This window comes from Coleofasciculus sp. B1-GNL1-01 (assembly GCF_040220235.1).
GTDB lineage: Bacteria > Cyanobacteriota > Cyanobacteriia > Cyanobacteriales > Coleofasciculaceae > Coleofasciculus.
On record NZ_JAVJTO010000105.1, the window covers coordinates 1 to 25,767 of the forward strand.

The 25,767-nt window shown below is 45.9% G+C and carries 17 protein-coding genes; 7 read left to right on the plus strand and 10 right to left on the minus strand.

The features are described from left to right. Positions 1 to 400, plus strand: a 400-nt coding sequence (locus tag RID53_RS26210) for a transposase (RefSeq protein ID WP_446390892.1), incomplete at its 5' end; no start/stop codon positions are given. 362 nt (positions 401 to 762) lie between these two features. Here the strand turns inward: RID53_RS26210 and RID53_RS26215 are convergent. After that, positions 763 to 2,361: a DGQHR domain-containing protein gene (locus RID53_RS26215; RefSeq protein WP_446390893.1), complete on the minus strand. Its 1,599-nt coding sequence runs from the start codon at positions 2,359 to 2,361 to the stop codon at positions 763 to 765. 258 nt (positions 2,362 to 2,619) lie between these two features. Between RID53_RS26215 and RID53_RS26220 the strand changes: the two genes are divergently transcribed. The 5 genes from RID53_RS26220 (at position 2,620) to dndD (ending at position 9,386) form a co-directional block, all read left to right on the plus strand. After that, entirely contained in the window at positions 2,620 to 2,811 is a 192-nt protein-coding gene (locus RID53_RS26220) for a hypothetical protein (RefSeq protein WP_446390894.1), read from the plus strand. A 120-nt stretch (positions 2,812 to 2,931) separates the two neighbouring features. Continuing rightward, the gene (gene dndB, locus RID53_RS26225; RefSeq protein WP_446390895.1) at positions 2,932 to 4,356 is read left to right on the plus strand and encodes a DNA sulfur modification protein DndB; all 1,425 of its coding nucleotides are present in this window, start codon (positions 2,932 to 2,934) and stop codon (positions 4,354 to 4,356) included. A 102-nt stretch (positions 4,357 to 4,458) separates the two neighbouring features. Then, entirely contained in the window at positions 4,459 to 5,448 is a 990-nt protein-coding gene (locus RID53_RS26230; RefSeq protein ID WP_446390896.1) for an HNH endonuclease, read from the plus strand. A gap of 39 nt (positions 5,449 to 5,487) precedes the next feature. Then, complete coding sequence (gene dndC / locus RID53_RS26235; RefSeq protein ID WP_446390897.1) at positions 5,488 to 7,107, plus strand: DNA phosphorothioation system sulfurtransferase DndC; 1,620 nt, start codon at positions 5,488 to 5,490, stop codon at positions 7,105 to 7,107. 293 nt (positions 7,108 to 7,400) lie between these two features. After that, on the plus strand, positions 7,401 to 9,386 hold the full coding sequence (dndD, locus tag RID53_RS26240) for a DNA sulfur modification protein DndD (protein WP_446390898.1): 1,986 nt from the start codon (positions 7,401 to 7,403) through the stop codon (positions 9,384 to 9,386). A gap of 83 nt (positions 9,387 to 9,469) precedes the next feature. Here dndD and RID53_RS26245 read toward each other — a convergent pair whose 3' ends face one another. Then, positions 9,470 to 9,640: a hypothetical protein gene (locus RID53_RS26245; RefSeq protein WP_446390899.1), complete on the minus strand. Its 171-nt coding sequence runs from the start codon at positions 9,638 to 9,640 to the stop codon at positions 9,470 to 9,472. A gap of 87 nt (positions 9,641 to 9,727) precedes the next feature. Beyond that, the gene (locus RID53_RS26250; protein ID WP_446390900.1) at positions 9,728 to 11,944 is read right to left on the minus strand and encodes a hypothetical protein; all 2,217 of its coding nucleotides are present in this window, start codon (positions 11,942 to 11,944) and stop codon (positions 9,728 to 9,730) included. A gap of 328 nt (positions 11,945 to 12,272) precedes the next feature. Between RID53_RS26250 and RID53_RS26255 the strand changes: the two genes are divergently transcribed. Continuing rightward, positions 12,273 to 16,934 carry a CHAT domain-containing protein gene (locus tag RID53_RS26255; RefSeq protein ID WP_446390901.1) on the plus strand — a complete coding sequence of 1,554 codons (4,662 nt, stop codon included), beginning with the start codon at positions 12,273 to 12,275 and terminating at the stop codon, positions 16,932 to 16,934. Between the two features lie 241 nt (positions 16,935 to 17,175). Here the strand turns inward: RID53_RS26255 and RID53_RS26260 are convergent, their stop codons facing one another. The 7 genes from RID53_RS26260 to RID53_RS26290 all read right to left on the minus strand — a co-directional run bounded on the left by RID53_RS26260 (position 17,176) and on the right by RID53_RS26290 (position 25,496). Next, positions 17,176 to 17,472, minus strand: coding sequence for a DUF2103 domain-containing protein (locus tag RID53_RS26260; protein ID WP_446390902.1), 297 nt, complete (start codon positions 17,470 to 17,472; stop codon positions 17,176 to 17,178). Between the two features lie 92 nt (positions 17,473 to 17,564). Then, positions 17,565 to 17,891 carry an ATP-dependent Clp protease adapter ClpS gene (gene clpS, locus RID53_RS26265; protein ID WP_006101197.1) on the minus strand — a complete coding sequence of 109 codons (327 nt, stop codon included), beginning with the start codon at positions 17,889 to 17,891 and terminating at the stop codon, positions 17,565 to 17,567. Positions 17,892 to 17,958: 67 nt separating this feature from the next. Then, positions 17,959 to 18,825, minus strand: a complete 867-nt coding sequence (locus RID53_RS26270) for a cytochrome c biogenesis CcdA family protein (RefSeq protein ID WP_446390903.1) — start codon at positions 18,823 to 18,825, stop codon at positions 17,959 to 17,961. Between the two features lie 306 nt (positions 18,826 to 19,131). Further along, positions 19,132 to 20,088 carry a hypothetical protein gene (locus RID53_RS26275; protein WP_446390904.1) on the minus strand — a complete coding sequence of 319 codons (957 nt, stop codon included), beginning with the start codon at positions 20,086 to 20,088 and terminating at the stop codon, positions 19,132 to 19,134. Positions 20,089 to 20,162: 74 nt separating this feature from the next. Continuing rightward, the gene (locus RID53_RS26280) at positions 20,163 to 21,857 is read right to left on the minus strand and encodes a tetratricopeptide repeat protein (protein ID WP_446390905.1); all 1,695 of its coding nucleotides are present in this window, start codon (positions 21,855 to 21,857) and stop codon (positions 20,163 to 20,165) included. A 205-nt stretch (positions 21,858 to 22,062) separates the two neighbouring features. Then, positions 22,063 to 23,523 carry a RecQ family ATP-dependent DNA helicase gene (locus RID53_RS26285; protein WP_446390906.1) on the minus strand — a complete coding sequence of 487 codons (1,461 nt, stop codon included), beginning with the start codon at positions 23,521 to 23,523 and terminating at the stop codon, positions 22,063 to 22,065. Positions 23,524 to 23,888: 365 nt separating this feature from the next. Then, positions 23,889 to 25,496, minus strand: a complete 1,608-nt coding sequence (locus tag RID53_RS26290) for a hypothetical protein (protein ID WP_446390907.1) — start codon at positions 25,494 to 25,496, stop codon at positions 23,889 to 23,891. Positions 25,497 to 25,767 lie beyond the last annotated feature (271 nt).

Here is a 25,767-nt window from a genome sequence, read left to right on the forward strand (position 1 = left end):
TCATGTCGTCACATCTTTACCTCCTTCTCAAATTACGCCTTCTCAACTTTATACTAAACAATATTGTCCGAGAGGAGAAATGGAAAATCGGATTAAAGAACAGCAATTAGACTTATTTGCTGACCGAACTTCTACCCAAACCTTTCAAAGTAATCAACTTCGACTCTGGCTATCTTCAATGGCGTATGTTTTAATGCAAGCCTTTCGTTATCACGGTTTGAAGAAAACTTCTTTGTCCAAAGCAACTGTCGGAACAATTCGCCTCAATTTCCTTAAGTTAGGAGCGAGAATTACGGTTAGTGTGAGAAGAATTGTTATTGCCATATCCAGTTCTTGTCCTTATCAAGAGATTTTAGCTATTGCTCATTCCAGAATTCAAGCTATTCCCAATACTTCTTAATTTTTCGGCTTCCATAAAAACTCAATGATTTTTGAGGTAACTGAATCTTATTTCAGTCTGTTTTGTCGTGGCAACTTGGCGTGATCAACTAAATTTTAGTGAAAAAAACAGGTTAGAATTGGCAATTTCAGGATAATTTTGTTTGATAAATTGGATTTTTTATATTCTTCTTTAAAAATCTCAACTTTTAAGCGGCAAATTAACTTATAGAATTAGTTTGTGAGAAATGCGGGTTCTATAAGTAAAATAAACCTTAGCAAAGGGCGACCCGATACAATTAAGTGGATACCGTTTTTAATTGGTGCAAGCGGGTCGCCCCTACTGTTACGATTACAATTCAATGCCACAAAATTCATTAGCATTCACAACACAGGGGGAAGTCCCACATCTCTAGGCTTGACAAATTTACCATTAAACCCTAACGCTTTTCCCTCAATTGTTCTGGCTTCGGCTAATTCTCGCCGCAGTTCGGCTTTTTCCATCCCATCCTCTGTCCCCGCAATAATATAAATCAGTAATCGGGCGGCTAAATCTCGTCCCGATACCATGATCCGCTTTTTATTCGGGTCAAATAACACCCCATACCACAGGGATTGCGGCGTCTCCATCTGACTAAATCCCCCTTCGGCGTCGTACTTACTGAGTTTCTTAAATACCGTTTTTAGCGATAACTTTTTCTGAAATACCACAATTCCTAAGGCTTGGGTAAAGGCAATTTGCCCCACGGGACGGAAAAGGATATTACCCTCACCGCCATTTTTCTCAAAGCTGAAACGGCGTAACTGGGGGGTTTCTTCTCCTTGGTCTAACCGTTGATAACTGGGTAAGCTGGCTAAGTAATCAAAAAATTGATTAAAGGTGTCAATTCCCGCCTCTAATTCCTCATCATCGGGACGCATCGGGATTAACCCTTTCTTCTCCGGCGGTTTCCAGTGGGGGAATTGATGGTCTAGATACCGTTGAGACATTTCATTTAACGCCTGGAGGGTGGTTAAAACGGTGGATTTGGCGGCGACGGTGGCGCTATCCCAATTAACACGGGGGTTGCGTCCAGGGACTTCTTTTAATAAGGGATGATTGACGGCGATTTTGCGGGCGACGATGGAAAAGCCGTCATTTTCATTTAATAGGGCGAGTTGTCCTTTACTTAAGCGTAATGCCATTAAGTTGACGTGGACGAAAATAGACCGGACGCGCCGTCTTGCTTCGTCGCGGGTTTCACCTTTGGCGATGGCGGGGATGAATTCGATACCGATTTTTTCCTGGGCGAGACTTTGCAGGTAGGCGGGCTTGAGTTGGTATTCGTCGATTAGGTCATCTATGGTAATTACACTGCCGACGGGTTTCTTGTTTTTGTTGTAACGTTGCAGTCTCCCGGTTTTAAGTAACGTCATGAGTCCCTGAACACCCATGAGTCGGTGTTGACCATCGAGGGCGAAGATGGACACGGAGGGGGAGACATCCAGGAGTCCGACGGTTTGGTTTTGGTCGAGGGGAATGAAATCCGCCGCAGACTGGCGGGCGCGTCCTTGTTTATCCCATTCTTTGGCTTTGGGATTGTCTACCCAGGTGGGGCTGTGAACGACGAGAACGGCGGGGAATTTGTGGGCTTGGCGGGCGGCGAGGTATTGGGTGAGGGGGGCTTGACGGGACCAGTCGAGGGGACGTTGCAGGATTTCATCGACGGTTTCTTCATCCCGGATGACGTTATCGGTTTGGGGGTCGAATTTTTGCCGGAATAGGGGGAGTTGGGAGGCGAAGCGGACGCGGCTATCTAACCATTCGAGGGTGACGGACCCGATAAAGGCTTCGGTACTCCCCATCTGGGTTTTCTGGACAAGGAGGCGATCGCTTCTGGCTAAATGGCGATCCAATAGCAGGGCTAGCGCCTGTCGATCCTGGCTGTCTTGTTCCAGGATTTGGCTGGCGATGTCTGCTTTTGGCTTGTCGGGGCTACTCATCGGTTTTATAATATTTTAGTCTGTTTTTAAAAATAACTGTTTTAATATTTTTATGTCAAATTGGTTTTTAAAAACCAAAATTGTGCCATACTAGGGATGTCACCTGTGAGGGCTTGTCGGGATGGGTTTAGCCAACAGCTACAGCCCTCACCCCCAGCCCCTCTCCCAAGCTTGGGAGAGGGGAGTAAGAGAGGATCTTTCTTTTCACCGATAACCTATCAACAAAATCCGCCATGAACCAATATTTTAATAACTACAATGAGTCATCCAGTAAAGGTTTTAGATCCGAATTCTATTGAGGCGTATCGGACACGAGTGCAATGTCTCGCAGGTGAGTTGAAAGCTGCCAAAAATCAGGTTGCGCGTGTGAATATTGCCTTAATGTTAGCGGATGCAGCAACAACATTAGCACGACTGGAACACGATGAATGGCAAAACCCAAATTCCTAATCGGTAAATCAATGTAAATCAACCCAACTTTATAACTAAACCTATAACCAAGGACAAAGGACAAAGGACAAAGGACAAAGGACGAATGACCAAGGACAAAGGACAAAGGACGAATGACAAATGACCAATCACCAAGGACTGATTCCTTCTTTTGAGTACGTTTTACCCGCAATCCGAGGGATTCAAGCGGGACGGGAATATTATGTGTCGATGTGTCCAGTGCGATTTATTCCTAAACTGTTTGCGAGGGAGGATGAGGAGAATCCGCCGGATCAGAGAGTGGCGCGATCGCTTAATTCTAAACGAGTCCCAGATATTGCTAACTATATTCTGAATAATCCTGATAATTACACCGTTTCCGCGATTACCGCCGCGATTGACGCTGATATTAATTTTGAACCGATTGGTACTGAGAAAGAAGGGCGAAAAATGGGACGCTTACGAGTTCCCATGGATGCGCGGTTTCAGATTACCGATGGACAACATCGCTGCGCGGCGTTTGAATGGGCGCTGAAGCAGAATCCGGCGTTGGGGTATGAGACAGTGGCGGTTATTTTAGTGTTGGATATTGGGTTGCGCTATTCCCAGCAGATGTTTTTGGATCTCAACCGTTATGGGGTTCATCCCGATGCTTCCCTGGCGATTCTCTATGATCATCGCCATCCCCCGGCGACGGTGGTCAAAGCAGTGATTAGAAATATTAATGTGTTCCGAAGCCTAACCGATCAGGAACATCAGACATTACCCGTGCGATCGGGGAAGCTATTTACGCTGCATACCCTCTATAATGCTACGTCTATGCTATTGGCGGATTGGCAAACGGCTGAATTAGAACAGCAGATTGATTTGGCAATCCGGTATTGGCAAGCTGTGAGTTATTGTATTCCAGATTGGGAGGCGGTGAGACAACGGACTGTAAGCGCCAGGGAGATGCGACAGGATTATGTTCATAGTCACGAGATCGCACTTTTGGGATTGGGGGCGGTAGGGTCAGTGTTACTCTCGGTTTATCCCCATAGCTGGGAGGAAAGGTTGCAGGAATTGCGATGGATTGGCTGGTCGCGTTCTAATCCCGATTGGGAGGGGCTGATTATGGTCAAGGGTCAGATTTCGCGATCGCGAACCAGTATAGGGCGGATGGTGGCTTATTTGAAAGAATATTTGGGTTTACCGTTAACTTCACAGGAGGAAGAGTTAGAAAATTCTAGTGGTTTAGTCGGGAGGGAGAATAGTCGTCAACAAGACCAGCAAAAACAACGGTTCATTCGGCGGAATACAGACCAATTTATCGTGATTCTCTCGGCTTGTGGGAATCCGGACTTTAGACAGACTGAGGATATTGGCGTCCCTACTCTAAAATTACCTGTTCATTCCCTTGAGGAAGCCTCTCAAATCTGTCAAGGATACATTCTGGAGTATGAGTTAGGCGGGGGGAACTGGACAGGTGGGCAAGTTTTGGATGCTAGAACCAATGAACAAGTTGCTTATATCGCCTGTAGTGGCAAGATTTGGACGGAGTTAGAAGATTGGATGAGATTAAAATGATCACCACTATTTATATCCAGCTTAACTTAGTCCAGGTTAATTAATTTTTAGCTACAGAATAAAAAGGTGATCACAGACAAATGATTGAGTCAGGAGGCACAGATGAGTCAAGGACAGCAATCAGAAACTCGGCGAACGCTTGCTTTCTACTGCGATTGCTTCCCTAAAATCAATGTATATAAGAATAAACAACGAGGAGGCAAAGCCCTAAATCAACCTGTACTGTTGTTGTCTGTCATTGATTTAATTGCCCAAGGATTAATCCAGGATAATAAAATTTCAATTTCAGACGAATTAATTGACACATTTCAAAAATATTGGAATTTGCTGAACGCTGAAGCGTTTAAAAATAGTGATTTTGCTTTACCCTTCTTTCATTTAAAGAATAGCGAAGGTCGATTTTGGCATCTGCAATTTAGTGCTGCTTACGATGGAGGTCGTCCGCAAACAATCAACACGTTAAGACGTGATGTTGATTATGCCTATCTAGATGATCAACTTTTTGAGTTAATCCAAGACCAGAATCATCGACAAGAATTAGTTGATGCCCTTGTCGCCGCTTGGTTTTCATCCCAAGGAAAAGCATTAGAGGAGATTCTCAAAATTAATCAAGCATTTCAAGATAGTAGTCAAGAAGAAGAGGAAGTTGAACAAAGCAGCAGTTCTACCCAATCGGAGAAACAACCAAGATTTTATTTAAGGAAGTCTCTATTTAGAGATGCTATTTTTCGGAAAACGGTAGTGCATATCTATGATTATAAATGTGCCTTCTGTAGACTCAAAATTACTCGTACCTTTACTCAAAATATAGTAGATGGCGCACATATTAAACCTTTTTCCGAGTTTTATGATAGTCAAATAGACAATGGATTATCACTCTGCAAGAATCATCATTGGGCATTTGACCATGGTTGGTTTTGCCTAGATGACAACTACAAAATCATAATCGCTAGTGATTTGCAGGAGGAATCACCACACAGTAGACCGATGAAGGATTTTCATGGCGAAACTATATTATTGCCGAGTTCTGAAGAATACTTTCCCCGACTTGAGGCACTTCAATGGCATCGCCAAACTAAGTTTGTAACCTAATCAGTAATCAATAACAGTAGCATTAACGAGATTTCAGGTATGACAGATAACCAACAGATGTCACTCTTCCCACCACGTACTGTGGCTGAGTTAGTGGAAGATATAGAACAACTCACTCAAGAAATACAAGAGTTATATTGCGAGGATAATATACCATTTGTTATTGGCTGGTCAGGTGGGAAAGATAGTACAGTTGTATTGCAGCTAGTCTGGAATGCGATCGCAGCCCTACCCCCAGAAAAACGCACGAAAACAATTCATGTTATTACTAATGACACGCTAGTAGAAAACCCCATTGTTACGGCTTGGGTACGTAAATCTTTGGATCGAATGAAGATAGCTGCCCAAAAGCAAGGAATGCCGATCCAACCTCATCTCACGTATCCGGCTATTCAAGATACATTTTGGGTTTGTTTAATTGGCAAAGGCTATCCCGCCCCCAGAAATCGATTTAGATGGTGTACGGAACGCTTAAAAATTAAACCAGCTGACTCTTTCATCCGCGAAGTGATTAGAACGAACGGTGAGGTGATTCTGGTTTTGGGAACTCGCAAAGCTGAAAGTGTCAAACGGGCGGCAAATATGGCTAAACATAGAGAGTGGCGAGTGCGCGATCGCTTAAATACGAATCCCAGTCGCCCTAACTCTCTCATTTACCTTCCCATTGAAGATTGGCGAACTGATGAAGTTTGGCTTTATTTGATGCAGTGGCAAAATCCCTGGGGTAATAATAACAAAGACTTATTCTCCATGTATCGGGGGGCAACAGCCGATAATGAATGTCCCTTGGTTATTGATACCTCAACCCCTAGCTGTGGGGATTCCCGGTTTGGTTGTTGGGTTTGCACTATGGTTAATAAAGATAAGTCCATGGAGGCGATGATCCAAAATGATGAGGAGAAAGAGTGGATGCAGCCTCTGCTGGATATTCGCAATGATTTGGATATTAAAGATGATCACGATAAGAGAGACTTCCGCCGTATTTACGGTAAAGTTGAACTCTTTGAACGCAATGTTGATGGTGAAATCTCCGTTAAACCGATTCATGGTCCCTATACGAAATACTGGCGGGAACATTGGTTAAGGCGCGTCTTAGAAGCCCAAACCCATGTCCGAAATACCGCGCCCCCAGAGATGCGTGATATTACTCTGATTACTCCAGAGGAACTTAGTGAAATTCGCCGTATCTGGTTAGAAGAAAAACATGAATTTGACGATAGCTTACCCCGTATCTATGAAGATATAACAAGCGAACCCTTCCAAGATTCCCGCCCTAGCGCCGAACGCAAACTTTTGGGTAGTGATGAATGGACAGTCTTAGAAGAAATCTGTGACCAGGATGAAATGCACCTGGAACTTATGGCAAAACTTCTGGACACTGAACGCCAATATCATACTAAATCCCGACGGGGTATCTATGAAGCCCTAGAAAAATGTTTTAATAGTAGTTCTCGTTCTCGAGAAGACGCGATTGACCACGCCTACTATCAGCGACATCTGAAAAATACGGTTCAAGATATCAAACAGGATTTGTCAGATGTTCACGAATTGAGACAGGCTTGGGATAAGCCGAAGCAAGAGAAACCTAAACAGCTATCCTGGGCGAGTTTAAAATTCCCCGAACCCGATTCAGAGGATACTGAAGATGTAGATGGATAGATAGCCAAAATATTGTAGAGACGTTTCATACAATGTCTCTACAATCAACATTCACATTCTATTTTGTTCGTAGTAGGCACGAAGCGTGCTATAAGCGCTTAAGCGCTTACTACAAACTTACTATAAAGTGACATTTCTATTCGGTTAAAGATTATTCCTGATTTTAAGCTGTCATGCATTTAAATTGGGTATTAGTAGCGAGCAAGATGCTCGCACTACAAGGATTGCGCCATTCTTGATATTAAGGTTTAAATGCCGAACAGCTTATCCCCCGTCTAAATTAGCCCCTGACTATGATATTCCTGGAACTCGCCCTGCAAAACTTTGGTCCCTATCAAGGGCGACAAGTCATCAACCTCCGTCCCGAAACTAACAATTCTACCCATCCGATTATTCTATTTGGCGGGATGAATGGGGGTGGAAAAACTACCCTGATGGACGCCATTCGCCTCACTCTCTACGGTTCCCGCGCCCAATGTTCCACTAGGGGAAATTTAAGCTATAACGACTTTCTCAACCAATGCGTGAACCGGAACACTCCGCCCACAGAAAACACTCGGATTGAATTAGCCTTTGAAGTCGTCGAAGAGGATAAACCTAGGACTCTGAGAATTGTCCGTTATTGGACAAAAGACCCCAAAGAGGGGAAAGACACTCTAGGTATTTTAGTGGATGAAGAGTGGCCCGATAAAGCCCTGGCAAATACCTGGGATGACTATATCGAAAATCTGCTTCCTCTGGGTATTTCTAATCTCTTTCTCTTTGATGGGGAACAAGTCAAAGAATTGGCAGAACTAGAAACTCCACCTCCTTTGGTAGTAAGTGCGATTCAATCCCTGCTGGGGTTAGAACTGGCTGAACGCCTATCCACAGATTTAGATATTCTCGCCAGTCGCAAGCGCCGGGATATTGCCAATCAGAAAGAACTGGAAACCTTAGATAACATTGAAGCCAAACTTATTGACCAAAAAGAAAAACAAGAAGCGGCGACACAAGACTTAAGCGCCCTAAAATCCAAACTGGACTATGCTGCAAAAGAACAACAGGTAGCGTCGGATAAATTTGTCTCCGAAGGCGGTAAACTTGCCAGCGAACGCAGTCAACTGGAAGCCCAATCGAAAACACTGATTGAACAAGCGAATCAGGTGCGTCAAGAGATGCGAGATTTGGCGGCTGGTGTACTTCCCCTCTCTCTGATTTCTCCGCTATTGGAACAAGCGAAAGCCCAAGCGGAACAGGAACAAAAACAGCACCAAGTTAAACTGACACGAGATGTGTTGAAAGAACGGGATGTTCGGTTAATTCAGTATATCAAAAAAATCTCCTTAACCCCCAAGCGAGTCAATCAGATTCAATCGTTTATAGAGACTGAAAATCAAGAACTGGATCAAGAAATTGCCGCCCAAGAGGAACCGTGGTTATTAGCCGATGAAGCCGCCATCACTCGCCTAGAAACCCTGCTGAACTATGAACTCTCAACCGCACAAACCAACGCCCAAAGCCAACGCGAACGCCTGCAAGCCCTAGAAACTGAAATTGATGCGTTAGATCGGCAAATTGCTACCGCCGCGTCTCCTGAAGCCTACAACGCCCTGAAACAGGCATTTACTGACGCCCAAAATCAAGTGATCAAGGTTAAAGCGGCTTACGAAAATGCTTCTCGCCGCTGTGATGAAATAGATCGTCAAATTAGGGAAACGAAAAAGGAGTTAGAAGATTATGCGGATGAAACGATTAAACTGAAAAATAATCAGCATATTATTAATTCGATTGCCAAGGTTAAAACCACATTGGAACTCTTTCGAGAGAAATTAACTCTGAAAAAACTCAACAAACTGGAAATCGAAGTTACCGAATGCTTCCGTTATCTGCTGCATAAATCCGACTTAGTTCACCGCGTCGCCATTGACACCCACAGCTTCAGCCTGTCTCTCTATGATCCCGAAGGACAACCAATTCCCAAACATCGTCTCTCGGCGGGGGAAAAGCAACTATTAGCAATTTCCTTTCTTTGGGGACTTGCCCGTGTTTCTGGGCGTCATCTTCCGGTAGCGATTGATACACCGTTAGGACGGTTAGATTCCTCTCACCGGAGTAATTTAGTGGAACGGTATTTCCCTACGGCGTCCCATCAAGTGATCCTGTTATCCACGGATACGGAAATTAGGGAAACTGAGGTAAAACGCCTCCGAGAATTAGACGCGATCGCCCAAGAGTATTGTCTGAATTATGACCCCCAAGAACGGCAGACGATTGTGGAACCGGGTTATTTTTGGTAAGGATTGGGGGAGAATGGGTTGGGGGGGGGTTCGCGATCGCACGCCGCATCTCCCCCAGCTTCCAGACGCGCCGTGGTGCGTCTCTACTTGGCATCTCCCGGTTTATTCAATGCCGCCAAATATTTACTCAGCGCTTCTCCTAACTCTTGTTCTGGGGATTTCTTTTTCGCGGGAGGTTTTTTCTTCGGTGCAAAGCCGCCAAAGAACCACATCCAAAACAGGGCATACATTGCAATTATTACAAAACCAGACATGATAATAATAAATCCTAAAAGACACTCGTGAAACAAGTCTGCTGAGATTCTTCAGGATAGAATTTATTCTATCCGGATAAAATTCAGCTAGTTAGCACCCTCTTTTAGCGATTTCAATACGATTTTATCCTCTATTATTTCAATAGTCTGGTTTTCCACCTGAATTCGGGGATTGAATCCAGGTCTTAAAACCTCAACCTCAGGCGCTGTCCCGGATTGAACGGTCATGACTACAATAAAGCGATCGCGCCCTGTGGCTTGAATCCTTCCTCCTGTCTCACTGGGGATAAATTCCAGGTTCACATCGGAGGGTGTAATAAAGGTTCCTTGCATCGTCGCCCCAGATTCCGCCTCTAGGGTAAACTGTTGACCCTGAATCGTCACCTTTTCCTGGGTATGCATAATCCAGGTTTGATCTGCTTCTGCGGCGTCAACCACCTGATCCACCAAGACAAACAACCCCGGTACACCAGATGCGCCACTATAATCCACCGCGAGCGATCGCAACCAGTTCTGGTGGTGTAAACTAACCATACCCGACCCATCCGGATTTGCCTGAAATCCCGTCACTTTCGCCGTCTTCCCCGCTTGTTTTTCCGGTAGCAACACCACATTTTCATCCCTCTGTGTCCCATCAGATGCCGATCCTGCTGTCGCCCAGCGCCCTCCTAAGCCCCAAATCCGGAAACTTCCCGCATCGGGAAATGACCAATGTCCGCCTCTGGGTTTTTCTCGCTTGACAAAAATACTGGTGACAAAATCATTCTCATCTCGCCATTGATTGCGGAACGTAAAGAAGCCTTTTTGGGCATCCACTATTACCCGCCCCCATACCTCTGCGGGGTTCTGGAGGGTTACGTCTTGAGGATATCCGGCGAAAATATACGCCGCTTCATGGGGTAACTCTATGCCAAAACTGTTATCCCCCTTCCTCCCCCAATGACGGTTAAAGAACCACATAACTCCCGGTAGCAGCCGTTCCGGGACTATCCCCAATCCCACCGCAAAGATAGAACCCGTGGGGCTTAAGCGATGACGCCCATAGGTGGGAATCGCCACCTCCCCGTCTTCACCCACCATTCGGGTTACATACTGAGGTAGAAACCAAGCCGCGTGCGATCGCGTGACCAAATCTTCCCCCAATACAGTCTGGTAAGCTTGTAAAAAGGGCATTACCGTGAGAAACCAGGGTTCGGTACTGTAATGATCACCCTCCGACCCAAAACCGCGATCGCCAATGCCAATCGTCAGATAGCGTTTAATATTCCGTTCCGCCACTTTCAGCCAACGCCAACTCTGGGCATCCCCCTCCTCCAGTAGCGCCAACGCCGCTAACCCCGCCGCCCCTCGCGCCCTCGCATTCCAGTTACTCGCCGGGTTAGGATTCCAGCCATCACCCGCCGTTCCTTTCACCAGCAGGGCGGTTTGAGTCCCTAACCAATCGGCGACTTGTTGGATCTGTTCCTGATCCCAAGCCGGATAACACAAATCATACGCCAACGCCACGCCTGCAACTACTGTAGAATGTTCTAGTAAACGGCGTCCGGGTTGGTTCATGGAATTAACCGTAATCTGCCAAGCGGTTGCAGCAGCAGCTTGATCCTGCTGGATTAGGGAGAGGAAGCAGTAACCAGCCGCGTGATAGCCACCAGTTGGCACATAGCCATCGTAATAGATGGGTTGGTCTAGACTCCGTTGCAACTGTGCCAGAATTGCCTCACCCCTGGGGGTTTTAGCCTGCTGACGCAATTGGGGAAGTTGATCTGGGCGAAAAATTAATCGAGGATGTTCCTGGGGGCGCAGAGGACGATGATTTGCCACAGGTTTTGACCAATGGGGACGAATAATTCCCTGGACTTCTCCCTTGACAGGTTGGTCATTTAGGGTTCCAGAATAAGTGCCAATTAGTTGATTATCGTCATGCAAGCGCACTTGGATATCATACTCTGCTTGTCCTTCTAGGGATTGCCAAGGATCAGGACTAATTTGCATCTGCACATCCAGGTTCCATAACCGTCCCCGTTGACTTGTCTGGAGAACTCCCTGATGATCCGCCTGATTGAACTTCGGCGCAAATCCCCATACTTCGCGATCGCACTTATTCGCATCACAGACTAAATCGAGGGTAATATCCTGATAAACAGGTTCCCCTTCCCAGGTTTTCCACACGCCACGTTTTAGGGTTAAACGGATATCCCCGGATAACATAGCTGGATCAATCATTCCTGCTGGGGAAGGATGAGAACCGCCTAGCCAAAATAGAAATGACGCGGTGATTAAATAAAGGATTTTGTTATTAGTCATTTGTCATTTGTCATTTGTCATTGGTAAGGCGCTTGTAGGGGCGACCCGCTTGCATTAATTAACAACTCTTGTCCACCCACTTGGATCGGGTCGCCCTCTCCTCAAATTTAACTTGACACAATAGCACGTTAGTAATAGAATATTTATTCGCAAATTTTTCTGTTATTCATAACCGATACAACTCCTCTCCGGAAAACGTTCAGATGTAAATTAAAATTAATTAAACCTAAATTAGCTATCGTTTTTTATAATTTTATAACTTCAAGGAAAAAAATACTGGCATAAGCGAAAAAATTGAGCTATAGATCCTTCCTTAACTCTTACTCCCATGAAATCTGCTCAATGGTGCTTTAGCTGGTTGTTTCTAGTTGCGGGTTTAATTTTGGTGGCGAAGACAGCGCCGACTACGAACGCTGAACCGATTACCGCCGCCCCTGATGGTACGGGGACAGTTATCACACCGGAGGGGAATCAGTTTAACATTTCCGGGGGGAGTCTGGATGCAGATGAGGCGAATCTCTTCCACAGTTTTCAGGAATTTGGCTTAGATGCAGGGCAAATTGCCAATTTTCTGGCGAATCCGAATTTGAGGACTATTTTGGGGCGAGTGGTTGGCGGAAATCCCTCACTGATTAATGGCTTGATTCAGGTGACAGGAGGAACGCCGAATTTATATTTGATGAATCCAGCCGGGATTGTATTTGGCACAAATGCTCAATTAAATGTTCCCGCCGATTTTATCGCAACAACGGCGACAGGGATTGGCTTTAATCAGGGGAATTGGTTCAATGCATTTGGAGATAATAATTATCAGCAGTTGGTAGGAGATCCCAACCAATTTGCCTTTGATTTATCCCAACCGGGAACAATTATCAATGCTGGGAATTTAACTGTTTCTCCAGGACAGACGTTAACCCTATTAGGGGGAACCGTGATTAACACCGGGGAACTAACAGCACCTGGGGGACAGATTACAATTACGGCAGTTGAAGGGTCAAATCGGGTCAGGATTTCTCAGCCGGGACAGTTACTCTCATTAGAGATTGTTGCGCCTCGGAATCAAGACGGGGTATTAGTGCCAATCACGCCATTAAATGTCGCCGAGTTGTTAACGGGTTCAGCGGACAAGGTAGAGACTGGCGTTGATGTTACCGCATCGGGAGAGGTACAGTTAGCGGATTCTCAGATAACTGTACCAAACGAAACAGGAGTTGCAATTATTTCTGGCACAATTGATGTTTCCACGATTGACGAAACCATTGGCGAAACCGTAGGGGCGCACCGACGTGCGCCCTCCTCCTCCTCACCATTAACTGGCAATGAAATCAATGTTATTGGTAAAAAAGTTGGGTTACTTTCCGCCAATCTTGACGCCTCTGGTATCAATGGTGGCGGTACGGTGAGAATTGGTGGCGATTATCAAGGTGAAGGCACAATTCCCAATGCTGATATCACCTTTGTTAGCGAAGATTCAACCATTAATTCAGATGCTTTAACTGATGGGAATGGTGGACAGATTATTGTTTGGGCAGATGAAGCCAGCCGTTTTTATGGAACACTTACAGCACGAGGCGGTAGCGAAAGTGGTAATGGTGGCTTTGCTGAAATATCGGGCAAACAGTATCTAGATTATGCTGGCACTGTTAATTTACTAGCGATGCAAGGTCAATTGGGTCAGTTGCTCTTAGACCCCGAAAATATAACCGTTATCGTAGGTGAAAACACTCCTAATCAACTAGCCGCAAATGATGCATTTAATGATCCTGGAGAAGATAACACGATTAATAATGGCACGATTAATGCTGCCGTGGCAAACGTGATTCTGCAAGCGACTAATAATATTACATTTGATGCACCGATTAATATTAGTGCAAGCGGAGTCGGATTTACCGCTCAAGCCAATAATGAGATTGTCGTTAATCAGAACATTAGAACGAATGGTGGGAATGTCACCCTTAATGCTGATTTCGATAATATAAATGGTGGTCTTCTCGACATCACCAATGCCACTATTGATACAGGGGGTGGCAATTTCATCGGCACTGGCAGGGGTAATGCTGCCTCTACTTCTGGCGTTACTATTAAGAACAGTACCATTAACACTGGAGATGGCAGTATTGATATTACAGGTACGGGAGGTGACGGTGGTGACGATAATTTCGGTATTGTTGTGAACGATGGTAGTGTAATAGAAACAACTGGAATAGGTGCGATTAATCTAACAGGTACAGGTGGAAATGGGATAGACAATAATGATGGAATTAGTATTAGTAATTTAAACTCCCGTATCTCTTCAGTGAATGGAACGATTAGTTTGACAGGTACGGGTGGTGCGGGAACGGGAGAATTTAACGATGGTATTTCTATTGTCGAGGGGAGTACGGTGACATCCTCCGGAAACGGAAATATTACTCTCGTGGGAACAGGTGGACAAGGAACGATAAGTAATCAAGGTATTGTCATCTTAGAAGAAAACTCCAGAGTCACTTCAGTGAATGGCGCTATTTTTCTCCAGGGAACCAGTCAAGGAACGGGAACAGATCATTATGGAATTTGGGTGGGCGGATTTACTGGTTTAGGGTTTGGTGGCGGTGTTGTCCAAACAACGGGGACAGGTAATATTAGTTTAGAAGGAATTATTAATGGTTCAGACAACACCAGCGAGGGAATTTTAGTTGGAGATGATGGTGGAATTGCGGCTATCGGACTGGGTAATATCAGCCTCACCGCGAATGAAATCAGATTAGGGACAATTCAAGGCAATACTCTACTTCAAGTACAACCCCTAGACGCCAATTTAGGGATTACAATTGGCAACACGATTAATGATACTCGCTTGAATCTCAATACCAACGAACTCAATCGTTTACAAAACGGATTTACTCAACTTATTATCGGACGCGACAATAACACAGGTACAATAACCTTGGCGGGTGATGCGACATTTAATGACCCCGTTACCTTACAAGCCAATTCGATTAACTACACAAGCGGTACATTATTCGGAGATGATAACGCCACATTAACGCTATTGGCAAACCAAGATATCACCACAGGCGATATTTTAAATCCTAGTCGGGACATTACTTTAACCAGCGATAATGGAACCGTTACTACCGGAAACCTGAATAGTTCTGGAAACAGCGGCGGTAATATCGTAATTCAAGCAGAACAGGCGATTACAACAGGCGAAATTAATACCAGTGGGAGTATTGGTGATGGTGGTAATGTTATTTTAGACCCCAGTGGCGATATTCAGGTTAGCGTGATTAATGCCCAAGGTGGGAGTAATGGAAACGGCGGTAATGTTGATATCACCACAGAGCGATTTTTCCGCGCTACGAATGATTTTACTGACCAAAATGGGACTCTTACCAGTATCTCCACAGCAGGCGGAATCGAAGGTGGTGATATTACAATTCGTCACTGGGGTGGTTTACGGGGAACATCGTTTGATGTAGGAGATGGAACAACCAATGGGACAAGTGCAGGGATTAGCAGTGGTGAGTTTACTATCTTCCCATTTGAATCGTTTCCGGGTAGTTTCACGTTAGGAAATATTCAGATTATTACCCCGACAATTACGGGAACTTGTCCACCTTATTGTTCCCAGACTGATGACACTGACGATATCACAAAAGAGAGTGCGATAGTCGCGAGTTCCCCGGTTTTCAATCCCGTTGCTGAAGCTGAAGCGGCGTTTACAAATCAATATGAGGAGTATTTTGGGTTAGGGGATACGCCAATTATTACCTTGGCACAAGCCCAAGCCACGTTACAACGAATTGAACGGGTGGCTGGGGTAAAACCTGCGCTGGTTTATGTCATGTTTGTGCCGACAAATGCGTCAGTTAAGCATTTAGGGAAACGCAGAGGTTCGCAGAGGGTAGCGCAGAGGTTCGCAGAGGGGGATGGCGGTTTGGTGGCGATGTCTGAGGAGGATTTGTTGGCTTCTTCAGGGGAACAATTGGAGTTGATTTTGGTGACGGCTGAGGGGGAACCGATACGATTTCCTGTGCCGGGGGCGACGCGAGAGAAGGTTTTGAATAGGAGTCAACAATTGCGTCGCGCTGTGACGGATGTGCGGATTCCTCGTCCTTATCTTCCGGTGTCACAACAGCTTTATCAGTGGTTAATTGCGCCTTTGGAAGCAGAGTTACAGAGGCGAGAGATTAATAATTTGGCGTTTGTTGTGGATGTGGGGTTGCGTTCGTTACCAATGGCGGTTTTGCATGATGGAAATGGGTTTATTTTGGAACGCTATAGTATTGGGTTGATGCCGAGTTTATCGCTGACGGATACCCGCTATGTGGATGTGCGAAATCTGGAGGTGTTGGCGATGGGGGCTTCGGAATTTCAAGATCAAAATCCTTTACCGGCTGTCCCGATTGAGTTGGCGACGATTACTGATAAATTATGGCAGGGTGAATCCTTTCTAAATTATACGTTTACTCCCCAAAGATTGAAAACAGTTCGCAATCGAACCCCGTTTGGTATCCTCCACTTAGCCACCCATGGGGAGTTTAAATCGGGTAAGCCGGAAAACTCTTATATCCAGTTTTGGGATACCAGACTATCCTTGAACCAAATTCGAGAATTAGGGTTAAGTAATCCACCTGTGGAACTGATGGTATTAAGCGCCTGTCGCACAGCGTTAGGCAATGAAGAAGCTGAGTTAGGATTTACTGGGTTAGCGGTACAAGCGGGAGTAAAATCTGCCTTGGGAAGTCTCTGGTATGTTAGCGATGATGCGACGTTGGGGTTAATGACTACCTTTTATTCCCAGTTAAAGCAAGTTCCGATTAAAGCTGAAGCATTGCGACAGGCACAGTTAGCGATGATTCGGGGTGAGGTGCGAATAGAAAATGGTCAATTGGTTACTCCGAATCAGACTATTCCTTTACCGCCCCAGTTAGCGGATTTACCCGATAGAGAATTGACGCATCCGTATTATTGGAGTGCGTTTACATTAGTGGGAAGTCCGTGGTAAAAATTAGGATAAGGCAGAGGGCAGAAGGAAGGTTGCAAGATGAAAGGAAATGATATTACCGATGACGGAGGGCGGGTTTTGTTGGGAAGTTATCAGGAAGTATCAAGATGAAACGGCTAAACCCGCCCCTACAATTGACTTTTCACGATATGACGGAGGGCGGGTTTTGCTTAAAGGTTATCAGTGGGCATTACAATTAAGCGGCTAAACCCGCCCCTACACTGTATCTACACTTGACTGATTACTTTTTTTTCAAGGCTTGTGAAATCGCACCTTCTAATTCTCGCTTACTCAACTCAGTAACAATAAACACTTCTTGAAAGGTTTTACCAGAGCGAGCTATAATTTTATATCCACCCCGAATGGGTACAGACACTTTTAACTCTAAGCGAGGACGATGGCTTCTCGCCCGTCCAATGACAGCCGGCGTAATCGTTTGAATCCCAGTATAGCTAGTGAGACGTTCTAGAACCGGAATCAACCCGGGTAAGTGAGTTGAGTGATTCCAAACCAGTCTACCGCCATTGGACTTACCCATGATATATTTTTGTCTATCTAAATTGCATGTCGATCAGTTTTGTGCAAAATCATTACCCCCTCTCCCAGACGTAGCATTCTACGTCTCTACATTTACGCCGCCTCCAAAGGAGCCATAGTTAATCCAGCCCGACTTAGCTGTTGGTGATAGAGTTCAGCTTGTTCCTGAGGACCAACCCAAACAATGGCTTGACCTTCAAAGTGAACCTGATTTGTCAGTTTCCAAGCGTAATCGCTGCTCATTCCGGGAATATACTTCACCAAGCAGTCATGGACGTGCTGAAAGGTGTTGAAATCATCATCGAGAACAATAACCTTATAGTTGGGATAAGGCTTGCGGGTAACTTGACGCGATTTTTCAGGAGCTTGAGTTGGTGCAGCAGATGTCGCTGAACGAGCTGCTGAAATTACCACAGTCATAGGGCTTGTAACAAAATTCTGCTAAAAAAGTCAAAAACGTATTATTCTAGTTTACCGCAGTTTGGCATCAGTTACTCATATTCATCACGGAAATCCACCAGAGAAAGCCATCAACCAGATAAAATCCGCCGATGAGCAAAAGCACAATACTGCCAAACCGAATAATTGCGTCAGAGTAGCCCAACAAAAAGCGGGTTTGTTTGACCAAACTGGTGAAGAGACTGGCGAAAAAAATGATCGCCGTGTAACCCAAGGCATAACACACCATTGCCAAGGTACTCTGAATCGGGGAACCTGTGGCTGCACCCGCCGTGAGAACGGCAAACATGACGGGGCTGGTGCAGGGAGAACTCACTAAGGCAAAGGTTACGCCAACGCCATAGGGTCCTGCGATCGCACCGTTAAAACCCATCTGAGGTAAAGGTAGGCGTATTATCCCCAACAGCATCAACCCCATGAGGATAATCACGACACCGACAACAATCTGTACATAGCCTCGGAATTGAATCAATATAGCCCCTGCCCAAGAGGAAAATAAACCAAACAGACTCAGCATGGTTACCACTCCCAAGACAAATAACCCCGCTTTGACCAAAGCATCCCGGCGTGAGGTAATCTCACGGGTGCCAATGTAACTCAGATTGACAGGGAGTAGGGATAAAATGCAGGGAGAAATACTAGCGATTAATCCCCCAGCAAAGGACAAAGCCAGTAAAATTAAGGGATTATCAGTACGTTGTTGCTCAAACCATTGTCGATAGTTATTGCCAACCTCGAAGGCAAAATTCGTCAGTTCTTCTCCCAAAGGACTTTGCCAAGATTGGCTAACCGCTAAAATCAGAATCACCGTTGTGCTAAAGACTAATCCGAGTAAGAGAAATTTAGAACGGTGGCGCTGGGCAGAGTGTGTCGTTAACGGTTTAGAATGTTTCATAGTATGTAGAGACGTGTTATGGCGCGTCTATCATCAATTGTATGTAGGGGTAGGTTTAGGAACAATTGTAGGGGCGGGTTTAGGGAATCAATTGTAGGGGCGGGTTTAGGGAATCAATTGTAGGGGCGGGTTTAGGGACTAAATTCAGCTATTCACCGATAACGGAACAACAAAACCCGCCCTCCCCACCGATAACGGAACAACAAAACCCGCCCTCCCCACCGATAACGGAACAACAAAACCCGCCCTATCTCACCGATAACTGAACGAACAACAAAACCCGCCCTTATTTAGGCACAGGCGCAGTTAGTTAAAATCATGAGAACCTGAATACCCTGACAAATTAGCCAGTTGTTCTAACTGCATTCCTCCCCGATAAAATTGACCATTAATTTCCCAGGTTGGAAAGGCTTGAATTTTGGCTTGACGACAGAGTTCAGGTTGAGCATTTTTGCCACGGGGGTCACATTCAATCGTGGCAACGTAAGCATAAGCTTCGGGTCCAAACTGTTTTTCTTGCCAGCGACAAACAGAACACCAGTAGGCTTCATACATTTTGGCACCACTTTGTTGCAGATGTTGGGCTAGAGCGACGTTTGCCGAAATTGCTGGAGATTGGCTGGGTTGAGGGGATTGAGTCTGGGGTTGAGAGGATGGAGTCGTTGCAGGTGGCTGAGGGGATTGAGCCTGGGGTTGAGAGGATGGAGTCGTTGCAGGCGGCTGAGGGGATTGAGTCTCAGGTTGAGAGGGTGGAGTCGTTGCAGGCGGCTGAGGGGATTGAGTCTCAGGTTGAGAGGAGGAAGTCGTTGCAGATGGCTGGGATGCCACGATAATTTTGGGAGATGGTTTAGGTTGAGAACTTTTGACCGATTGTTGTTTGGCGTAAGCTAAGTTGCGCTGATACTCATCTATTTTTTGGCTTGCCAGTTGTTTTTTCGGATGAGAGGATGGCGTTTTCTCCAAAAGTGCGATCGCTTCTTGCCAGCGATTAACAACTAGATTCCAGTCATCCGGGGATACAGCCGATTGTGTAATTGTCGCTGCACTCATCGCGGTATCCAGGGCTTGGGAGAAGGGATCAGGTTCCGGCGAAGCGGCTGGGGATGAAACAGATGTAGGAGACGCGGGAATCGGTGTTGCTGGTGTGTTCGGTTGTGCTGTGGGTGGAGGCGGTTCCACTTGAGAACACCCCGTCGCCAAAGTCAGTAGCGTTGCGGTTATTATTGGGTAAAGCAGGGGTAGATGGATTCTTGAACGTTGCATGGCTAGGGTTGAGGTAAGGGATCAGAAATCACGCATTCGTAGAGGAGAAGCATTAACATCCAGATTTTTCGATTTTACCTAACCCCTGAATTAGGTAAAGCCTCCATCCCATTGGGAGTTTGTAACTTTTGCATGACAAACTCTTGATTGACCAATGCTTGCGGATGAGATGGATTCAATTCTAATGCCGTTTGCAAGGCTTCCAAGGCTTGAGGATATTGCTCTAAAAACCGCAGCGCAATACCTTTCCCTGCCCAAAAATCAGCATTCTCTGCATCGATCGCGATCGCGCGGTTGTAAGTCATCACGGCATCACGGTATTGATCTAATGCCATTAACGCTAACCCCCTATTATACCATGCGGCTGCCGAATCGGGATTAATCCCAATCGCTCGTTCGGCTGCGGTGATCGCCTCTTGATAGCGTTCCAGACGGAAGTCTAAACCACTCAAATTTACCCAAATCTCTGCCAACGTTAGTACATCACCCACATTCGCATCCCCTAACAGCGCCCGTTGATAAGCAGCACGGGCTTCCTGATAGTCTCCCAATGTGGTGAGAATTCGGGCATAGTTAAACCACGCCTTCGAGGAATTAGGATTAATCACAATCGCCTGTTCTGTCGCCCCTAGCGCCTCTTCAAACCGCCCCATAAACCACAGCGTCGCCCCCCGACTACTCCAGGGATCAGCATAGTCGGGATTGAGTGCTACCGCCCGATTAGCGGATGCCAAAGCCTCTTGAAATCGACCTAAACCCGTCAGCGCATCCGCCCGATGACTCCACGCATACGCCGCCCCTTCGTCTCCCCAGCGCCCATCTCCCTCTTGAATCGCTTGATCACAGGCGGCTAAAGCATCTTCGTATTGATCCAGTTGATTCAAAGTGGCACATTGATTAGCTAAGGCTAACGAATAATCGGGACGAATTTTCAGCGCCCATTCCTGAGAAGTTAACGCTTCACCCGGTTGACCAATAATTAATAATACTTTACCTTGTTCCGTCCAAGCGGTTGCATCCTTAGGATCAATTGCCAAGGCTTGATCATAAGACTCCAAGGCGGCGTCATACTGTCCCAACTGAGTCAGAATTTTACCGCGATTTGTCCAGGCGATCGCAGGAGTCTGATTTCCCCAATCCCCATTCACTTGTAATGCCCGTTCACAAGAGTTAAGGGCATCATACGTCTGATCAAATTGGGATAATAACAGACAGCGTTGCGCCCAAGCTAGGGAATAATTGGGATCACTTTGAACCGCTAAATCAAAAGAAAATAGAGCTTTTTCTCGTTCTGCTTGTCCCCAAAGAGCTAACCCTTGATGATACAACGCATAAGCCCGTGTCACCTGATTCCAATTTTCATCAAGTTGCAACGCTGTTTCACAGTCAGTGATTGCGGCTTCATAGTTTGCCAACTGGATATTTGCCGCGCAGCGCTTTGCCCAAGCTTCAGAATGTCTCGGTTCTAGGCGAATCACTTGCCCATAAGAGGCGGCGGCTTCGGCATAATTGTCTAATGCCCGTTGAATATCACCTCGGTCAATCCAGGCTTGAGGTTCATTAGGATTCAACGCGATCGCTTGATCACAGGCTTCTAGGGCTTCTTCATAGTTTTTCGCCTCTTTTTGGGAAGCACAGAGGTTAGCCCAGTAACTAAAATCTTGTAACTGTAATCCCTCTTCACCTTGAGCGTTTAGACTCTGGGGGGAGGATACAGTTACCCATAAAAAGGTACTTAGAAAAATAGAAATAATTTTGTTATTTGTCATTCGTCAAAACACTGATTTCGCAGATTTATTGGAGAGATAGGGGTAGGGGGTGAGAGGTTGGTCACACTGATTACACGGAAAGGTTATTTCTCTCATCTTGAGAGAGAGGATGATGACGATTTTAAAGCACCGGAACGTCTCTACAAGTGTCTCTTTCTTCCCCATTGCCTATTGCCTATTGCCCATTGCCCATTCCCCATGACACCTATTTCCGACAATTATCACAATGTCCACATTTTAATCCCATCGCCTCCTTTTTAAACCCAAATGCCTTGAGTAAAAACTGCCAACGACATTGGCGAGTTGTCAGGTATTGTGTCATCAGTTTCTGTACCTGAACTTGGTGGGAACTTAAATTAGCCAAAGCGCGGGAATCGGGGGATGGGTGTTTGTGATAGTGAAAGGGATCTTGCCATTCCAATTGTTCAGCACTGTGTAGCAGGGCTAATGCAACCTCACCCTGGCGAAATTGTTGGCTGACAGCGGCTACATTTCCCTGTTCAGGTAGCTTTTTGACTAAACGCTGGGCATCTTGGTATTGCGATCGCATCTGATCGACAAAAAATTGACGCTTTTGCTTATCCTCTGAATTTAACCACCCCGTTGGCTCACTGATCAACGTCAGCGCATCTGCGGGTTTGCCATCTCGTCCACCCCGACCGACTTCTTGAATATATTCTGATAATAATTGGGGGGGCTGAAAATGGACAACCCACCGCACATTGGGCTTATTGATGCCCATCCCAAAGGCGCAGGTACACACCACAAATTGAGTTTTGCCACTTAGCCAACTCTGTTCAATCTCTCGCCGTTCTTGGGAACTTAACCCGGCGTGGTAGGCGGTTGTTGTATACCCCCGTTCCCCAAACCATTGGGCTAATTCCTCACTATCTCGCCGCGAACGGACATAAACTAACCCCGATTGCCGATTTCTGGCTTGGATGAAGCGTAACATCTTCTGGCGGCGTCCCCGTGGTGTCCAGACGATTTGCACGTCTAGGTTGAGATTTTGGCGATAGGGACTGATTAAAAAGGCTTGGGGGTGTTGTAATTGCAACACCTGGCTGATGGTGTCTTGGGCGCTGGGATCAGCCGTCGCCGTAAATGCGGCGATCGGGATTTGGCTACCGGGTGGTTTAGATTTGAGTAGGGTGGGTCGTACTGCCCCTAGGCGTCGATACGCGGGTCGAAAGGTATCCCCCCATTGAACCAGACAATGTGCCTCATCGAGAATTAATCCATTAATTTTCAGATCAGGTTGAGAGAGTCGTTCCCAAACGGGCGCACTTAACAGGGTTTCTGGGGAAAGGTAAAGTAATCGCAGTTGCTGGTTTTCTAAGGCTTGCAGCGTGTGTCGCCGTTGTTGCGGGGTTAATTGACTATGTAACAGGGCGGCGGGTAAGTTGCGATCGCGTAATTCTTGTACCTGATTTTCCATTAGAGCAACTAATGGGGAAATCACCAAGGTTAATCCGGTTTGTAAAAGGGCGGGAAGTTGAAAACAAATTGATTTTCCCCCACCTGTGGGTAACACAATCAGTGCATCTCGCCCTTCCAAAATACTCCGAATAATCTCACCTTGAGGTGGACGGAAATTATCATATCCCCATATTTTTTTAAAGGCGACGCGGACATCGTTCCAGGATGTGGTTTCGGTAATGCTCATGGGTATGCAGAGAGGTTAGGGACAGGTGTAGATATCTGAACCTGATACTTGTTTGTCTTTAAACGTTAATTTTTACTGACTAAGGGAACAATAGTTTAGAATTCCATAGTCAGTCACTACTTTAGCATAAGCCTGTTCCAAGCAAATCTCATCAAGTTGGCTTAAAGTTTTTGTTAAAACTCTTCTAAAATTCAGAGCAATAAAGCTTAATTATTTTTTAAGGTTAATGGTTGTTTTGTATGTCAATAAAACTGTGCTGATCACGACTGGCGTGATAATAAGGCACGACACTGTTTCCGATCACAGCTTAGGCATAATTGATGCGGTAGGGACACGATACTATCGTGCCCGGATCTAGGTCGGTATTAATTACCTATTCGCAGTAAACGCTGAAAAATGCCCAAATTCTGATCCAGCCATCCTAACCACTCTAAATTACTAGAGAGCGATCGCGGCGGATCAGAAATCAGCGTATCTAGATCAATTAAGCGCCGGAAATCAACCCTCACCGGTCCGGAACGCTCACTTGTACCATCCCCCAGATAAAACTTGACTCCAGCCAGTTGCATAATAGTGATTAACTCTTGTGCCATTAGTCCATAGCCAATCGTGGTGGGATGAATCCCATCTAACGAGAATAAACCCCCACTCACACGACCTGTACGATCCGAGACAAAGAAGCGAGAATCGGGGACAGGTGAGAGCATTTGCAGTTCTGGGGGCAATTCGTACTTTGTCCACCAATCAGGACGACTCTGGGGATCTTCAATGTAGCGTCGTGATGCTAACCGATCCAATAATCCACTCATTTCAAACACGTACCAATCGTGTCCTTGGTGGCGAGCGTCTTTGACGGTATCAACAATATAATTGTTGTACTGGTCAATGGCGCTATCGATCGCACGCGCTTGCTGTGCCGTAATATTAGGGTCATCCTTGGGATCGAAATCCTTGTCGCTAATCCAAGGACGGGTATAGTAGGGGAAGTAGCGAGATCCGGGCGTAACCTTGGAACTGACCCCACGAGCGATGGGTGCGATCGTCACATGGGGAACTGTAGCCCAAATCACATGACGAGCGCGAATTTTTTTAACTTCTTTGACAACTTTATCTAGCTGATCTTTAAAGTGAATTGGACGCCAGACGGTGTATTGATTCGCCTGGTCTAAATCATCATATCCTTCATCACTCCAAACTACCTTGAGTTGGGAAACGCTACCCAGTGCATTATTCGCACCAATCAGGATAATCAGGGTTTCAATCCCATCTCCTTCACCATTTTCCTGGGTTCCATCTGCGCCTAATGCGGCTGCGGCTTCTACAGGTGTCAGTGCTTGATTTTGTTGGTCTCGTGCTGAGTTTAATACCCTTAACGCTGCCCGTTCATTGGCATTTTCCACAATCTGTCGAAATAAATTATCCGTGGGTTGTTGTATCGCGGCTTGGCAAATATCGGCATTCCGAGTAATAATATCTCCCAGTTTCCAGCCATAAATGGCTAGATTGTGGTTAATTCCGATCGTATTGGGCGTAATCGAACCACGACCCCGTTCCCAATAATCTTCAACTTCATCCATAAATTGACGGATGGCGAATACCGCAGAACCTAGTTCCCACCAATCCACGCGATCGCCAAATTCTCGTTCTAACCGCCGACTGAAATATTCCAGGTTTAGGGGTAGCCCTCCCAATCCCCCATAGGGCAAAGGATGACGGAACTGCTCATCCCAACCCATTTCCCAAGCAATCATCATCGGACAAGAGAGATTGGTATTAAAGATTGCCGCATTTTGAAAGCCTTGGGTGAGAGAATCGCCAATGGTTACCAGTCGATGTCGGGGAGTTCCTTGTCGATTTACGTTAACCGGAATACCCAGCGTCGGATCAGTAACCGGGACACGCGGTTGTGAGCGAATCATTACATCATCCGGTGTGTTGGGATCTCGCATTTGATCCGTAATTGATTCTGCCATTGTCTTCTCGTCTTTTAGACTACGTTAAATATCAATTGTTACGGATTCCTGACTGCATTCACAATGTCCGGACGAGAAGATGTTAAGTTTTGCGTTTGATCCCAAATCCTAACGCATAAGCTAAAACGCATTTAAATTGTGTATTAGCTGTTGCCTGTTGCCTGTTGCCTTTCAGGGTTTTAGGTATCCCAATTTAAATACCGAACAGCTTAACGAATGACGTAGCTTGCTTCTCGATGAAAGCGAGTATGACGAATGACGATCCCCACCC